Source organism: Hydrogenophaga taeniospiralis CCUG 15921 (genome assembly GCF_001592305.1).
Lineage (GTDB): Bacteria > Pseudomonadota > Gammaproteobacteria > Burkholderiales > Burkholderiaceae_C > Hydrogenophaga > Hydrogenophaga taeniospiralis.
This window is the reverse complement of the sequence record NZ_BCWR01000006.1, coordinates 225,947-242,217: the sequence shown is the minus strand read 5'-3', so window position 1 is coordinate 242,217 and position 16,271 is coordinate 225,947. Positions and strand designations below refer to the sequence as shown.

Annotated in this window: 11 protein-coding genes and 1 pseudogene; 9 read left to right on the top strand and 3 right to left on the bottom strand. The window is 64.1% G+C overall.

All coding sequences use genetic code 11. The annotated features are described in order from the left end of the window. Window positions 1–94 precede the first annotated feature (94 nt). The 4 genes from HTA01S_RS10175 to HTA01S_RS10165 all read left to right on the top strand — a co-directional run bounded on the left by HTA01S_RS10175 (window position 95) and on the right by HTA01S_RS10165 (window position 6,079). A complete protein-coding gene (locus tag HTA01S_RS10175; protein WP_157572049.1) occupies window positions 95–2,524 on the top strand; it encodes a hypothetical protein in 2,430 nt (809 codons plus the stop codon). A gap of 307 nt (window positions 2,525–2,831) precedes the next feature. After that, entirely contained in the window at window positions 2,832–4,994 is a 2,163-nt protein-coding gene (locus HTA01S_RS10170; RefSeq protein ID WP_245638053.1) for an alginate lyase family protein, read from the top strand. Then, the gene (locus HTA01S_RS25955) at window positions 4,995–5,411 is read left to right on the top strand and encodes a discoidin domain-containing protein (protein ID WP_245638052.1); all 417 of its coding nucleotides are present in this window, start codon (window positions 4,995–4,997) and stop codon (window positions 5,409–5,411) included. Between the two features lie 149 nt (window positions 5,412–5,560). Beyond that, window positions 5,561–6,079 (top strand): DUF1993 domain-containing protein, encoded by a 519-nt coding sequence (locus HTA01S_RS10165; RefSeq protein WP_068170299.1) that lies wholly within the window; start codon window positions 5,561–5,563, stop codon window positions 6,077–6,079. A gap of 255 nt (window positions 6,080–6,334) precedes the next feature. Here HTA01S_RS10165 and HTA01S_RS10160 read toward each other — a convergent pair whose 3' ends face one another. After that, entirely contained in the window at window positions 6,335–7,264 is a 930-nt protein-coding gene (locus HTA01S_RS10160; protein WP_084236001.1) for a LysR family transcriptional regulator, read from the bottom strand. A gap of 92 nt (window positions 7,265–7,356) precedes the next feature. On the opposite strand from HTA01S_RS10160, the gene HTA01S_RS10155 reads away from it, so the two are divergent. After that, window positions 7,357–7,776, top strand: coding sequence for a nuclear transport factor 2 family protein (locus tag HTA01S_RS10155; RefSeq protein WP_068170296.1), 420 nt, complete (start codon window positions 7,357–7,359; stop codon window positions 7,774–7,776). 708 nt (window positions 7,777–8,484) lie between these two features. Further along, a complete protein-coding gene (locus HTA01S_RS10150; protein WP_157572048.1) occupies window positions 8,485–10,308 on the top strand; it encodes a hypothetical protein in 1,824 nt (607 codons plus the stop codon). 323 nt (window positions 10,309–10,631) lie between these two features. On the opposite strand, the gene HTA01S_RS10145 is transcribed toward HTA01S_RS10150, so the two are convergent. Then, a complete protein-coding gene (locus HTA01S_RS10145) occupies window positions 10,632–11,615 on the bottom strand; it encodes a DMT family transporter (RefSeq protein WP_068170289.1) in 984 nt (327 codons plus the stop codon). A gap of 632 nt (window positions 11,616–12,247) precedes the next feature. Beyond that, window positions 12,248–12,766 (bottom strand): annotated as a pseudogene (locus HTA01S_RS25945) (flavin reductase family protein); the annotation flags it as partial. 196 nt (window positions 12,767–12,962) lie between these two features. On the opposite strand from HTA01S_RS25945, the gene HTA01S_RS10135 reads away from it, so the two are divergent. The 3 genes from HTA01S_RS10135 to HTA01S_RS10125 all read left to right on the top strand — a co-directional run bounded on the left by HTA01S_RS10135 (window position 12,963) and on the right by HTA01S_RS10125 (window position 16,215). Continuing rightward, on the top strand, window positions 12,963–14,012 hold the full coding sequence (locus tag HTA01S_RS10135; protein WP_068170284.1) for a M29 family metallopeptidase: 1,050 nt from the start codon (window positions 12,963–12,965) through the stop codon (window positions 14,010–14,012). 82 nt (window positions 14,013–14,094) lie between these two features. Beyond that, window positions 14,095–14,913, top strand: coding sequence for an alpha/beta fold hydrolase (locus HTA01S_RS10130; RefSeq protein ID WP_068170790.1), 819 nt, complete (start codon window positions 14,095–14,097; stop codon window positions 14,911–14,913). 30 nt (window positions 14,914–14,943) lie between these two features. Beyond that, window positions 14,944–16,215: an acyl-CoA dehydrogenase family protein gene (locus tag HTA01S_RS10125; RefSeq protein ID WP_068170281.1), complete on the top strand. Its 1,272-nt coding sequence runs from the start codon at window positions 14,944–14,946 to the stop codon at window positions 16,213–16,215. The last annotated feature ends 56 nt before the right edge of the window (window positions 16,216–16,271 follow it).

Genomic DNA, 16,271 nt, shown 5'->3' with positions numbered 1-16,271 from the left:
ACGAACCCAAGCCCCCACGGTGTCTTTTTCGAACACACAAGTAAGTACAACGATTCCCCCCCCCACGCTAATTTAAATGGACCCTAGGAGACATATGAAAGCAATGACATTGGTACTGGCCGCCGCACTCGCCTGCGCTGGAATTTCCGCAAATGCATACCCCACCGGGAGCATCTCTGCGCAGACTTTGCAAGAGTCTGAAATCAAATCGATCACCCTGGAGCTGCTGAAGAAGCACGTGAAATATGCAGAGAGCATCTATCACGACTACTCCGCCAGTATTCCCGGTGCAGGCTACTTTCATTCGGGTGCTGCCACAGAAGACGGCATCCGCACCACCGCGAACTACGCCTACCTGTATGCACTGCTGCTGACGCGCACGACCGACGCTTCCTTCAACGGCATTCCCCGCGCAACGGTGGAGGCCCATCTCGTCGCCAACCTGAAGTACCTCGTGAACACCCACAAGTCGTCGGGGAGCTACAACACGACATCGGGGGCCAGATGGGGCAAGGTGTGGGAGTCCAGCATGTGGTCTTCGTATGCGGCCGTGGGCGGCTGGATGGTGTGGGCACAACTGGACCTCGACACGCAACACAAGCTGAACCTGCTGGTCAGCGGCGAAGCCGACTTCAAGGCCGCAACCCTGCCCCCCTACAAGGAGTGGAGTGACACCAAGGCAGAAGAAAACGGCTGGGACACCAACATCCTGTCGCTGGCCCGCAGCATGCAGCCCAACCATGCCAATGCGGCCAAGTGGGACGACATGGCGAAGAGCTACATGATGAACACCTACTCCACGCTGGCTGACAAATCCGATGCGACGGTGGTCGACGGCAAGGCTGTTAGCACCTGGGTGCGCGGTGCCAACCTTCACCCCGACCTGACGGCGGAAAACCACGACATCTTCCACCCCATCTACCAGATGGTCCCCATCAACGAGCTGGGAACCTCCGCCGTCTTCTACAAGATGGGCAACCTGACCCCGCCCGCCGCGGTTGAGCACAACATCCTCAACGTGTGGAACAAGGTGCTCAAGAAAATCGCCCTTCCGGAGGGCGAATGGATGTACCCCAATGGCGTGGACTGGATGGTGCATGACTACGAGCATTTGCCTGCCTACAGCTTCCTGGCTGCCTACTTCAAGGACCCCGACGCCACCATGCTGGAGAGCCGCACGCTGGAGTACATGCGCGCGCGGGCCAACCTGCAAACGAACGGCAGCTACTTTGGCAACCTGATCGATATTGGCCCACGTCGGGAGTCCGTGGCGGCACAGCGGCTGGCCGATGCGTTTCTGTACCACGAGTTTTTTGGCCCTGGCTCCACCACGCCAAGCACGCCCAGCAGCTTTGTCACCGCACAAAGCGGCGTGACAGACTTCAGCTACACCAAAGTACTGCTGCACCGCAACGCGCAGAAGTATTCGTCTTTCTCGTGGCAGAGCAAGTTCATGGGCTACATCGGCCCCAACCCCTCCAGCTATATGGACGAACCCTATGTGCTGGTGCCTTACCAAAAGTCGTTCGTGGGGTACTACAACCTCAACGGAGTGCCCACCAATGCGTCCTACATCACACACACCAATCAGACCGCGGCCACCTGGTTCACCACGGGTGGGGTGCTGTCGGAGAACGCCGGCAAGCTGACCCGCTACCTGTCCTTCACCTCTTTGCCAGACAACAACCTGGTGGTCTACATGGACAGGGTCGTGGCCAATGAGGCCGTCACCATTGTTCAGGAATATGGCGGGGCGTTTGACTTTGAGCGCGACGCCATGTCGGGCGCGGCGCGCTCGGTGTATTCCGCTTCGGGTACCACGAGCATGCCCACGCAGTTCACCTCGTACAGCGGCGACTGGATGAATGTGGATGGCAAGCTGGGCGTGGTGGTCAAAGGCGGCAAAGGCTTCAACTTTGGATCCAAGGGCATACAGGCCGGCGCCACGAGTTCGCGCATGTATGGTTCGTACTTCACAGGTTCCAAGGCTGCCGCGGCCGATGAAATCATTTCCGACAAGGTGGTGGTGGCTGCGGTCAACCAGACGGCAGCACAGACCGCTCAGCTGAGCGCGAATCTGTTGCGTCCCCCGGTGGAGTTTGGATGGTCCGCCTCCATCGTGCAGGACGAGCGCAACTACCGCTTCCTGGTGGCCAGCAACTTTGATGGCTCCGGGGACACCTCCATCGAGCTGACCACCAACGAGGGCGCACCGGTTTTGCCAGTGGTATCGCAGGTCACCGGCAGCAAAGGCGTCGCCACGCTGACACAGGATCTGCAGAAGTCGGTGGTGCACACGCTGCGCGCTTATGCCAGCGTGGTAGGCGCGGGCACTGCACAGACGGTCACGGGTGGCCTGTCCAATACCTGCGTGCTGACCAATCCGGGAAGCACCGCAGTCAGTACCAAGGTCACCATCCTGGGCTCGGGCGGAACGTTTGTGTCGGCCACCACCACCGTCCAGCCAGGCCAGAGAGTGTCCGCGTCAGAACGCAATGGCAGCATTGTGTTCAAGGTGCTCTAACCCGTCACAGTGGGCAGAACATGGTCCGTTCACGGCCGTGAGAAATGCGCGGCCTCCTCAGGAACCCGAGCCGGCTCGGGTTCCTGCTCGGGTTCAGCTATTACCGTAAGGTCCGTTCGGGCTGAGCTTGTCGAAGCCCTCACCCACACTCTGGCAAACCCTTTGACAGGCGCAGGGCGAACGGCTGATACCCGATGCTTCACAGGGCCGGATCAATAGAATTCGCCTGCCTCGCGAGCCGAAAAGCATTCAAAGCGGATCGCGGGCTTATCAATGAAATTAACGCTTCGAGGAACGCTGGTGGCCCATGTTTGACAGAACCGATTTTGCTGCTGCGTTACTCGTGTTGAGTGCGGTCGTGCTACAGGGTTGCGGTGGACAACCTGGAGATGAAGATGCCGAGACGGGAGATGCTCCCGAGGCTCCCGTTGTCGCCGGAGGCCCCCCTGCGGCGCCCGCTGTCCCGGTAGACCCCCCTACGGAGCCCACTGTCCCGGTAGACCCCCCTACGGAGCCCACTGTCCCGGTAGACCCTGTTGTCCGCGCTATCAAACATCCAGGCGCGGGAGTCACCCTCTCGGATCTCCAGACGCTCAAGGCGAACGTAGATCAGGGCAGGGAGCCATGGAAGTCTGGGTTCAATAATCTGGCCAACCGTCCCAACGCCAGGCTCACCTACGCAGGGCGTGGTGGCCCGTTCGCGAAGGTGAGCCGCGCCCCCGACGAGAATCTCAATGCTTGGCGCAGCGACATGGCCGCGATCTCGGACCAATCACTGATGTGGTATTTCACTCAGGACGAGCGATACGCGAAGACTGCAAAGTGGCTGCTGCTTAGGTGGGCCACTACCCACGTTGAGTTCTCAGGTCGCGAGTCCATGCTGGATCTGGGCGACTACGCTGCCGCGTTCGTGGGCGGTGCGGAAATCCTGCGCAGCACCTACCCGGGCTGGACGGAGGCCGACACGGCGACGGTGAAGAAGTATTTCAAAGACGTTCTGATGCCGGCAGCGAACCCCTATGGCGAAAGCATGTTCGGGGCCGCCAACAAGGGCGGACTGTCCCTCGTCGCGCTGGGACTGATGGCGATCTACAACGACGACATCGAGACATTGGACCGGGTCGTCTACCAGGCGCGCACGCTGGCCCATATCGGACTGCGAAACACCAACGACATCGGCATGCTCGGCGACTACCTCCGCGACCAGGGGCACGCCTATGGGCAGCTGAGGTCACTGACCATGCTGGCTGAGGCGCTCTGGACCCAAGGCATCGACATCTATTCCGACTTTGACAACCGCCTGCTGGCCGCGGGTGAGTATTTCGCGCGGGTGAACGAGCTCGTTCCCACGACAGCCCTTCCTTTCGGCACCACCGATCGCTACTACACCACTGACGTCACCAATCGCGGCTGGGACGGCGCCAATCGCGGGAGCGTGGCGCTCACTCAGCTCTATGGCGCCTACGTCCTGCGCAAAGGTCTCCAGGCACCCTTCATCGCTCAGAGGCGCCTTGGGACGTCCGTGGACGGCACCAGTTTCATGTTCCTCAAGGAGTCCGACACCTCGAAGGCGACGCCACCGCCGCCGCTACCCATTCCTTCGACCACCTCGATCACCTCGGGGTTCAGCAATGCTGACATCGGGGGCGCGAGCCCGGCCGGCACGGCCACATACGCCGCCGGCAAATGGAACGTGGCTGGGGCAGGCTGGGATATCTGGGGCGAACGCGACAGTTCCCACTTCTCCCACAAGGCCCTCACCGGCAACAGCGCCATCATCGCGAAAGTCGAGTCGCTCCAGAACACCCACCCGTCCGCAGTGGCGGGCGTGATGATGCGCACAAGCCTGGATCCAGGCGCTCCGCGCGCCTGGATGGCGATAAATTACCAAGGTCAAGTCTTACAGAACATGACGAAACTGGCGGTGTATGGCGGCGCGAACTACGCGAACAAGGCATTAACCAATGGGAGCTCCGGGCCCATTAACTGGGTGAAGCTAGAACGCATCGGGAACATCATCACCGGCTACGTTTCTCCCGATGGCACCAATTGGGCCGCCACCAATGTCGGCCGCATCAACGCCCCGGTTCCGGACACCATCTATGTCGGATTGGTGGTCTCGTCGGTCTCAAGCCAGCTAAACAACAGCGTCTTCAGCAATGTCCAGATCACCGGTGGCGACGGTGGTGCGCCGAGCGTCATTCCCGAGCCGCCCGCCATGCTGCTGGCCTCGCCGGGCGATGGCGCCGTGCCGCTGCGCTGGCAGGCGTCCTTCGGTGCCACCAGCTACACCGTTCACCGCTCCACCTTCAGCGGTGGGCCCTCCGAGACGATCGCATCGGGCGTCAAGGGCAGTAGCTACACGGACAAGTCCGTGACCAATGGCACCACCTACTACTACACCGTCACGGCGACCAACGCCGCTGGAACGAGCGGTAGTTCTCCCGTGGACAGCGCCACACCGCGTTAGATGGTGAACGTCGCGACCGGTGGCGAAGCAAGCGACAGCGGGAACACGAGCGGCGCCATGAGGGCCTTCGACCACAACACGGGGACGGGATGGTTCTACAAGGGCACGACCGGCTGGCTGCGGTATGACCTCGGCCACACGGAGCGCGTCCAGCGCTATGCCATCCGCAGCGCCAACGGCCAGGTCCCCCGCGATCCAAAGGACTGGCAATTCCAGGGCTCCAACGACGGCGCCACCTGGGCAACGCTCGACACGCAAAGCAACCAGGCCTTTGCCCGACGCTTCGAGCTGAGGACTTACGCGATCGCGAATCCCAGCTTCTATCGTTACTACCGACTCAACGTCACAGCCAACAACGGCGACGTCGTCTTCACGGATCTTGGCGAATTCGAGCTGCTCGTTTCCAGGCCACAGTGAACCCAATACCCGATTGGCGTCAGGACTTTCGCTATGCGGCTGAAGACTTCACAGGGCCGGATCTATAGTGCCCGGCCACCTGCAAGGCATTGCGGGGGCGCGTAGCATGCGCTCCCGAGCTCATCCCCCCATCCCTTTCAGGAACCCCCATGGCCATCACCTTCTCGTCCGCCAGCCTGCCCGTTTTCCAGACCGCGCTGAGCAATCTGCTGCACTGCCTGGAGAAGGCCGAGGCCAGCGCCACGGCGCGCAAGTTCGACGTCAACGTGCTGTGCGCCGCCCGCTTGGCGCCCGACATGCTGCCCTTCACCGCGCAGATCCGCATCGCCTGCGACGCGGCCAAAAACGGCACCGCGCGCTTGGCCGGCATCGAGGCGCCGAAGTTCGAAGACAACGAAACCACCTTCGCCGAACTCAAGGCGCGCATCGGCAAAACCCTGGACTGGCTGGCCACCGTGCCCGCCACCGCCATCGACGGCCGCGAAGAGGCCGAGATCGTGTTCCCCGTGGGCCGCGACAAGACCCGCAGCATGCAGGGCGAGGCCTACCTGAAGCACTACGCCCTGCCCAACATGTTTTTCCACGTCGTCACGGCCTACGCGCTGCTGCGCCACAACGGCGTGGACCTGGGCAAGGTGGACTACCTGGCCGGGCCGCAGGGCGCTTGAGATAGAACGCCTCTGCAGCGCTTGGCGCGACCCCAAGGGCATGGCCCGGCGCCGCTGTCGCCACTGGTCGCAGTGAGCGATCCGAGCAGTGAATACCTTGTTGATTTAAAAGAATTCACCTGTTGGGTTGCTTTTTTTTGCTTGCAACAGGTGAATGAACCACCTCCTACTGTCCGACGGGGCCTTGACGGTGGATTTTCAGCCGTTGGCACTTGTCGACCCACTGCATAACTTCGTCGGCCCTGTTGGATCGGCCTAAACCTGTCGTTCGGTTGATTTCTGCGCAAGTCCTGGCGCCTCGGAGATCAAGGCGGCCTGTCGCTGCAATCCGGCGAAGACAGGCCCCAGGTCGCGGCGCGACCGTATCGGCGTGAACAGATGCATCTCGTAGCGCGGAAGGGCCTCGCGCAGGCGCAGGGGCACGACTTGGCCCTTCGGCGCGCTGCCCAGCAGAGCTGGGTGAGGGAGCACTCCTAGCAAGTCGCTGTGGGTCATCAAATGGAGAAGGCTGGCGTAGTCGGGACACGATGCGGCTACAGGTGGTGGTTTCATTCCACGGACGGCAAAGGCTTCATGCAGCATGTCCACAGGCCCGCTCACGCTGGGCCCGACGATGGCCCAAGACGTTGCTTGAAGTTCCACCAGTGATTGCGCCTTGACTAACGGGTGGGCGCGGCGGGCGTAAACCAGCGGCGTGAGCTGGTAAAGCGGCTGACAGTCCAATCCGGTGGCATGGTGGCCACGCGGCTGCGGTGAGATCACCAGGTCAAGTTCGCCGCCTTGCAAGCTGGCAAGCATGCGTCCTTCATCAGTGCTCGACATGTCCAGGCGGCGGCGAGGGTGGCCTTGGCACCAACTGACGTGCAAGGCCGGGCCGCAGACCAAGGCGGCTGAAGGCGTTACCCCGACGAGCAACGTGTCGCGATTGGCCGGGTTGGCGCCTGTCGCAGTGAGTGCGTCCATCCGCTCAGCGAGATCCAAGCTCTTCAACGCCGCATGCAATGCTGCCTCGGTGGGCAGTAGCTTGCGCCCCGACCGAACGAACAGCGGAGTGTCGAACCGTCGCTGGAGCTGTGTCATGCCGTGGCTGATCGCTGGCTGCGACACACCACCAGCCCGCGCCGCTGAAGCGAAGCTGCCGTGCTCGATCACCAGCCTGAGGTATTGCAGGTAGCGCAAATTCATAAACAACTTTAATGTATTTCCAGCCACGCTGTCTTGTCGGCGGGCACGGTGTCTGGAACGATCTGGCCTGCGAACTGACAAGGAACCAAGATATGAGTCAACTTCAACTGGACATGGTGCGGACCTACCTACGGCACCTTCATGGGAGCGATACGGCGGGGCTGATTTCCACTTTCGAGGACGACGGCGTTGTGCACTCCCCGTTTCTCGGCACGATGAAGGCGCGAGACTTCTTTCCCAAGCTTGCGCAGGCCTCTAGGCAGAGCGTGATCACGCTGATCGATTTGTTTGCGTCCGTGCAGCCTGCGGAAGACACCGTGCGTGTCGCAGCCTATTTCCGCTACGACTGGACGCTCAATGACGGGAGGGTGGTCGACTTCACCTGCGTAGACGTGTTCGGCTTCCGGCCGGGCAGCGACCGCATCAACAGCATGCACATCGTTTACGACACGCATCCGCTGCGCGAGAGGGTGGGTGACAAATACGCGCCAAACCCGGTGCTCAACGCTTGAGCGGGTCAGCGGACGGCATCGGGTCCATGGATTCGCTGGCAGAAAAAGAAGCGTTGACGATGCTGATGTCCCTGCGACAGCTGACAGCCGACGCCCGCAATCGAGCCGGACCGAACGACCGTTCCCTCAAGTCACCGCTGGCGCGCAACCGCTGGAGCGCTGGTTGGCAACGAGAGGTAGCAGGCGTAACAAAGCTTGTTGCAATTTAGGGGCGATCCACGGAGTGCAGGCGTGGCGGGTCGTCATCGACAAACACCGACCCGACGTTCGCGTCGGCTCCAGCACCAGCACTAGGTCCAGGTCTCAGCTCCAGCAAAATGCGCCGTATTCGGAGGTGTGCTGCCCAAGTGTCAAAGATTGTCATCTGACAATCTTTAAATGACATTCTTTGGCCTCCAGCACTATATTTCGCGTAGTCAGGGTTGAGACTGATAGCGTGACTTTTGGCACAAAATTTGCTTCCCTGTAACACCAAAAGATCAATGCATATTTTCTGCATTGCTTTAGACGTAGGGGCATTCCCTTTAGCCTTGGCTGAGCCTTGCCTGTGGTTTGGCCCTTTCTGCACGACTCCAAATGATATTTCCCCGTAGGCTCATATTGGCGGCTTCGTGCTGCTTTGCATTGTTGCTAGGAGCCTGTGGCGGAGGGCAAGAGAGATCGGACCAAGCACAGTCGCCTCTTTCGAGCCCAGATACCACCAATGCAGTGGTACCGCTGTCTTCGGTCACGCCAAGCCGCCAAGAGCCACCCAGCGCCGATCCCATTGAACTGCAGAAAGAAGGCGGACGCCTGAATGCATTGGAGTTGGCTCAGATTGCCAAAACCGGTGTGCTGCCTGATCCATTTGATGGCCCGCTGCTCAGCGGTGCTGCATCATCCAAAGCACAGAGCCAGACCAAGGCGGCCACGCCCACAGTCGCCTACCGCTTCTACAACACCCGCACCGGCGCTCATTTCTTCACCACCAGCGTGGCCGAACGCGACAACGTCATCAACACGCTGTCGTCCATCATGAACTACGAAGGCCCAGCCTTCTATGCCAGCACCACGTCTGGCGCTGGCCTAAGCCCAGTCCATCGCTTCTACAACACACAGACTGGTGTGCATTTCTACACCATCAGCGAGACCGAGCGCGCCCATGTGACCGCCACGCTGCCTCAGTTCACCTATGAGGGCATTGCCTACTACGCAAGCACTCAGGCGGGTGCCGGTTTTACACCGCTGTACCGGTTCTTCCTGGCCTCAAAGGGCTTTCACTTCTATTCCAACAGGTCGACCGAGCCCGACAACGTCATCGACAACTTGCCACAGTACAACCATAAGGGCATCGCCTACTACGTCCTTCAAGCTCCGTCGATCACTACAGCCCTCGGCATGCCCGGCCGGCTTCTCGGCGGCCTCGGCGCCGGCAATGCGATCTCGGACATGATTAGCCAGCAGATTCATCCGGACATCATCGACACCTACCTCGTTGGCGTCGGCCCGGGCTCATGGCCCTACTGGAACAGTCCGGACGGTGCCTATGTGACTTACGTCTCGGCCAACAACAAGGCGATCGGGGCTGTGCCGATGTTCACGCTGTATCAGATGGCCCAACCTGGCGAAGCCGACATGATCGAGGTCAACGACGTGGCGTTCATGACGAGCTACTGGTCGCAAGCCAAGCTGATGTACCAGAAGATCGGAGCGACCGGCCAGCCCACCCTGGTCAATCTCGAGCCTGACTTCTGGGGCTTCCTGCAGGGCAAGTCAGGCGGCGATCCGACAAAGGTGCCGGCGCGCGTCAGCATGGTCGCGGAGTGCGCCAGCCAGCCGGATACGGCCGTAGGCATCGCGGGGTGCCTGCTGACCCTCGGCCGCATGTATGCGCCCAAGGCGAAGCTGGGCTTCCCGCCGTCCTTCTGGGGAGGCACTGCCACCAGCGTGGGCAATTTCATGGCGAAGGTCGGCGCGGACAAGGCCGACTTCATCGTGGCGCAGACGAGCGACCGTGATGCCGGCTGTTTCGAAATGCCAACGCCGGTGGACGAGTGTGCTGGCCGTGGCAGCGGACCCTTCTACTGGGACGAGACCAATACCACGTCACCCAACTTCAACGAGAGCCTCGCGCAGTGGAGCACCGTGCGCAGCATCCTCGGCAATCTGCCCATCCTGTTCTGGCAAACGCCGATGGGGGTGCCCTCGGCCACTCCCGGCGGCACGCCGGGACACTACCGGGACAACCAAGTGCAGTACATGCTGACGCATCCGACCCAGTACACAGCGATCGGTACGTTCGCCATCGTGTTCAGCGCAGGCGGTAGCACGTCGGCAACCATCACGACCGACGGCGGTCAGTTCGCCCGCCTGTTCAAGGCCTACTTGGCAAACCCCGCTCCGTTTGGAGGTGACCCGATTCCGTGGACACATCATTCTTTGTGCTCAAGGAGTCTCAAATGTCCAATGTACGACCGCCATACCCGGCGGAATTCCGTCAACTCCAGTTTCCCCACTGAGGACGCTGACCCAGCGCTCGACGAGTTGAGGTAGCTCTTGTGGAGTTCACTTGCAGCTTCGAGGCATCGAGCCGCAGGACGCCCACAAGCGCACCCCCGTGAACGTCAACAAATGGCCGACACCGGTCCCTCCCCGGGTAGAACCTCCATTGACACCACCCCGTGCTCCACCGAAGGTGCAAGGCCCGCCCGCCAGCCTTTCACCCGGCGTCGCGCCATGCCCACCACCCCGCACCAGCACATCGCCACCGTGATGCAGCTGGCCGCCGACGGCGCGGGGGCGCAGGCCACGCCGGGGCATGAGCAGGTGATCCGCGACTCGTGGCTCCGCTGTGTGCTGCAGCACCGGTTGGACGGTCACCCCCTGCGGCTCACCAGCACAATCCCCGCCGCCACACCCAGCAGCGCGAGCACCAGCTGCAGCGTCAACGGCTCGCCCAGCAGCACCACGCCGAACACCAACGCGAACACGGGTGTGAGGAAGGTGAAGGTGGACATCTGCGTGGCCGGGTAGTGGCGCAGCATCCACATCCAGGTCAGGTAGCTGGCGAAGGCGCCCACGGCGGTCTGCAGGAAGACCGAGCCCCAGGCCATGGCCGAGTAACCGAAGCCCCAGGTCTCGCCCAGCGCGAGCGAGAGCAGCGGGGCCACCACGGCCGTCACGCCCAGTTGGTAGAACAGTGATTTTTCAGCCGCCACCGTGGCCACCCGGGTGGTGCGGATCGCCAGCGTGGTCAGGCCCCAGAGCATGCCGGCGGCCAGGCCCATGGCGTCGCCGATCCATTGGCCCGGCGCCGGGCCGCCCCAAGCCGGGCTGGCCCCCCCGGGGGGCAGCGACCCGCGCAGCGGCGGAGCGAGGGGGCCCGACAGTGCCGGCGCCGAAGCGTGCAGGAAGGCTTCGCTGAAGGCCACAGCCACAGCGGTGAATGCCAGCGTCAAGCCGATCCACTGGATGCGGCGCAGCTTTTCGGCCTGCACAAACCGCGGCAGCAGCAGGGCCACCCAGAACGGGCTGGTGTAGAGGAACACCGTGAGGCGCGAGGCGCTGGTGTGCGTGAGGCCGAGGTAGATGAAGCAGAACTCGCCCGCGAACAGCAGGCCCACCAGCAGCCCGCCCTTGAGCGAGCCGTCGCGCTGGAACAGCTTCACGCCGCGCAGCTGGCACCAGAGCCAGAGCAGGGCGGTGGCGCCCGCCATGCGCACCGAGGCCTGCCACAGCGGAGGGATCTCGCGCGAGGCGAACTTGATCAGGATCTGCTGAAAACCCCAGAAGGCGCAACAGGCCACGAGCAGGGTGATGGCGAGGGTGTCGAGGTGGTCTTTGCGTTGGACGGGGGTCATTGTGTCGAGGGTATCGCGGGGTCGGGGCGCGCTCTGTCGCGCCCGGGAATCACTGGCGATCCGGCGCCGGGCCGCCCCAAGCCGGATCAGCCCCCGGACCCGGGAGGCACCGGGTCCCTTCCCCGTGCCGGGGCAACGACCCGCGCAGCGGCGGAGTGTGGGGGCTCGTTCACGAGCTTTTGAAGGTACCGCTTGAACGCTTCGGCTTCGCCGGGCGACCAGCGCGCGAGCAGGGTGGTTTCCTGTTGGCGCGCCTGGGCGATCAGGGCGGCGGCGATGCGCCGTCCGGTGTCGGTGGCGACCACCAGCGTGCGCCGCTGATCCGCGGCGTCGGCGTGCAGCGCGACCAGGCCTTCTTCGGCCATGCGCTGCACCAGCTTGGTCACGGTGGGCTGTTTGGCGAGCACGTCGTGGGCCAGCTGGCCGATGGCGACGCCGGCCGGCTCGCCGGGTGAGAGCGCCGCGTCGTGCAGCACGGCGAGCACGCGCCAGGCGATGTGTGTCAGGCCCTGGGCCGTGATCGCGTTTTCAAAGTCGCGGTACACGGCGTGGTTGGCCTGCCCGAGCAGGTAGCCCAGGTAGCTGCCGACGAAGCGCCCGTCGGTGGGCTGGGGCGCGCTGGGGTCGGCCTGCAGCGGGTGTTCGGTGTAGAAGCGCCCGCCGTGGTAGAGCAGGGGGGAGGCGGAGGCGCGGCGCGTGCAGCGCTCGACCTCGCCGACGAAGATCACGTGGTCGCCTTCGGTGTACTGGCTGCGGTTGAAGCACTCGAAGGTGGCGACGCAGCCCGTGAGCACCGGTGCGCCGCTGACGCCTTCCACGAAGTCCACGCCCTGCCAGCGGTCCACGTCGCGCGCGGCGAAGCGCTCGGCCAGCGCCTGCTGGTCGGCCGCGAGCACGTTGATGGCGTAGTGCCGGCCGTTCGCAAACACCGCCATCGAGCCGGCCGCACGCCCCAGGCTCCAGAGCACCAGCGGCGGGTCCAGCGAGACCGAATTGAACGAGCTGGCGGTCAGCCCCGCGAGTTCACCGGACGCGGTGCGCGCGGTCACGATGGTCACGCCCGTGGCGAACATGCCCAGCGCCGAGCGGAAGTCGCGCGGGGAGAAGTCGGGAGGCCGTGCCTGGTGGCCGGCGGAGCGGGCAGGGGACATACGTGGAATTTATATGAAAATTCATGAATAATGGGCGCTACCCCCTGCTCACCATCAAAAGAGCAGGGTTGATCAAACCACTTTTTCAGCGCGCGTGCCTTCGTCAAGGATGCCGTGGAACCGGCTCTGCCGGGCCACAGGCATCGCCCCCCGGGGGGTGACACCGCAGGCGGCGCGGGGGGACAGGAGACTTTTTATGCTTCAGGAGCGGACCGAACCCGCCTGGATCGACGCCTTCGAGGCCGTGTTGCGGCGTTGTGCGCTGCAACCGGGTGACACGGTGGCCATTCTCGGCGAAACCCAGAGCCGCCCGGTGCTGCTGGAGCTGGCGCGGCTGGCGGCGGCGCGCATCGGCGCCGATGCCTTCACGCTCACCCTGCCCTCGGTGTTCACCCGCGGCGAGCCGGTGACGCGCTCCACCGGCGCCACACCGGCCATCCAGCAACTGGGCCCGGTGATCGCGGCGCTGCAAGCCTGCACCCTGGTGGTGGACTGTACGGTCGAAGGCCTGATGCACGCGCCCGAGCTGCCCGCCATCCTGCAGGGCAATGGCACCACGCAGCCGCGCATCGTCTACGTGAGCAACGAGCACCCCGAGGCGCTGGCGCGCCTGCTGCCCGACGACGCGACCGAGGCGCGCGTGAAGGCGCATGTGAAGCACCTGCGCGGCGCCAAGGCGATGCGCGTGACCTCGCCCGCCGGCACCGATCTGTCCATCTCGCTGCAGGGCGCGGTGGCCGGCGGCAACTGGGGCAGCACCACCCGCCCGGGCACGCTGACCCACTGGCCCGGAGGCCTGGTGCTGGCCTTCCCGGCGGCGGGCAGCGTGAACGGCACGCTGGTGCTGGCCGAGGGCGACGTGAACCTGACCTTCAAGCGCTACATCGAACGCGCCATCACGCTGACCATCGAGCACGACTACGTGACGCACATCGAAGGCGGCGGGGTCGATGCCGAGCTGCTGCGTTCGTACTTCGCCGCGTGGAACGAACAAGAGGCTTATGCGGTGAGTCATGTGGGCTATGGCCTCTGCGACGCCGCGCGCTGGGACAGCATGGCGCTCTACGACAAACGCGATTTCAACGGTACCGAACTGCGCGCCTTCGCCGGCAACTTCCTCTACAGCACGGGCGCCAACGAAACCGCCGGGCGCTACACGCGAGGCCACTTTGACTGGCCCATGCGCGGCTGCACGGTGATGCTGGACGAGACGGTCGTCGTCGACGCCGGAAAGGTGGTCGCGTGAACGGCCGCCGCGCAGGGCCGCCCCAAGCAAGGCCAGCCCCCTCGGGGGGTAGCGACCCGCGTCAGCGGTGGAGCGTGGGGGCATCATGATGTTGCCGACCTTCACCACCCTGGGCGACGGCGAGACCACCGTGCTGATGCTGCACGGCATCGGCGGCGGGCACCTGGCCTTTGCGCCCCAGGTCGAGACCCTGGGCGAGGTCGGCTACCGCGCCGTGGCCTGGGACATGCCGGGCTACGGCTACAGCGCGCCCATCGAGCCTTACACCTTCAAGGGGCTGGCGCAGAGCTGCGTGAACCTGATCGATGCGTTGCAGTGCGAGAGCGTGGTTCTGTTGGGCCACAGCATGGGCGGCATGGTGGCGCAAGAGGTGATTGCGCGGCGGCCCGACAAGGTGAACAAGCTCATCCTCTGCGGCACCTCGGCCGCCTTCGGCAAACGCAACGATGGCCGCAACGCCGAGGTCTGGGCCCGGCAGTTCATCGCGCAGCGCACCGCGCCGCTGGACGCCGGCCAGAGCATGGCCGACATGGCCGCGAAGCTGGTGCCGCAGATGGTGGGGCCGGGCTCCTTGCCCGAGGGCGTGCGACTGGCCGAGCAGTGCATGGCGCGTGTGCCGGCCGCCACCTACCGCCGCGCGCTGGACTGCCTGGTCACCTTCGACCGCCAGGCCGCGCTGGCGCAGATCGGCGTGCCCACGCTGCTGGTGGGCGGCGAGTTCGACCGCGTGGCCGCGCCGTCGGTGATGAAGCAGATGGCGCAAGCGATTCCGAACGCGCGCTACGTCGAGATGGCCGGCGTCGGCCACCTGATGAACCTCGAAGCGCCAGACGAGTTCGACCGAATCCTGCTCGACTTCCTGCGCGAGCGACCGCCGAAGCTGCGCCCCGACCTGCACTGAACACGACACACCCGAAGAGGAGACAAACGCATGAGCACCCGCCCCGTCAACCCGAACACCGGCCTGGACTTCACCCCCGCCGTGGGCGACATGGCCTTCACGCCGCTGCAGCGCGAACTGCTGGCCAAAGCCCACGCGCTGGGCCGCGACAAATTCGCCGCGCGCGCGCAGCAATGGGACCAGGAAGCCAGCTTCCCGTTCGCCAACTACGACGACCTGCGCGGGGCCGGTTTCCTCAAGCTCTGCGTGCCCACCTCGCACGGCGGCCTGGGCGCGGACTACACCACCTACATGATGGTCGCGGCCGAGATCGGCCGCTTCTGCGGCGCCACCGCGCTCACCTGGAACATGCACATCTGCAGCACCATGTGGACCGGCGTGCTGGCCGATGGCATCCCCATGACGGACGCCGAGCGCCGCGAACACGCGGCGCGGCGTGAGTTGCACTTCGGCCGCATCGTCAACGACGGCGCGCTCTACGCCCAGCCCTTCAGCGAAGGCACGGCCGCCGCAGCCGGCCGCGCGCCCTTTGGCACCACGGCGAAGAAGGTCGAAGGCGGCTGGCTCATCAACGGGCGGAAGATCTGGGCCAGCCTCTCGGGCGCGGCCGACTACTACGGCGTGCTCTGTACCGAAGACAAGGGCGACCAGCACCCCGACGCGCGCGACACGCTCTACATCAGCGTGCCCGCCACGGCCGAAGGCTTCAGCATCAGCGGCGACTGGGACCCGCTGGGCATGCGCGGCACGGTCAGCCGCAACCTGGCGTTCAAGGACGTGTTCGTGAGCGACGCCGAGCAGCTCATGCCGCGCGGCATCTACTTCAAGGGCGCGCAGACCTGGCCCGCCATGTTCTTCACGCTCTCGCCCACCTACCTGGGCGTGGCCAACGCCGCCTACGACTTCACCGTGATGTACCTGCGTGGCGAGGTGCCGGGCGAGCCACCCATCAAGCGCCGCCAGTTCCCCACCAAACAGATCGCGGTGGCGCAGATGCGCATCCAGCTGGAGAACATGAAGAGCATCTTCGCGCGCGCCATCGCCGAGGCGAAACCCAACCCGAGCAAGGACGAAAAACTGCGGTTGTACGCCGCGCACTACAGCGTGATGGAAGGCGCCAACGACATCGCGCGCCTGGCGATCCGCACCTGCGGCGGCCAGAGCATGCTCAAGCACCTGCCGCTGGAGCGCCTGTACCGCGACAGCCGCTGCGGCGCGCTCATGCTGCCCTGGACGGCCGAACTCATCCTGGACCGCATGGGCCGCGAGACGCTGTACGAAGCCGGCGAAAAGGACGAGTGAACAAGGATGGGTGAAAAGGGCGGATGGACCCGGGGCCATTGCCCCGCACCACCCGG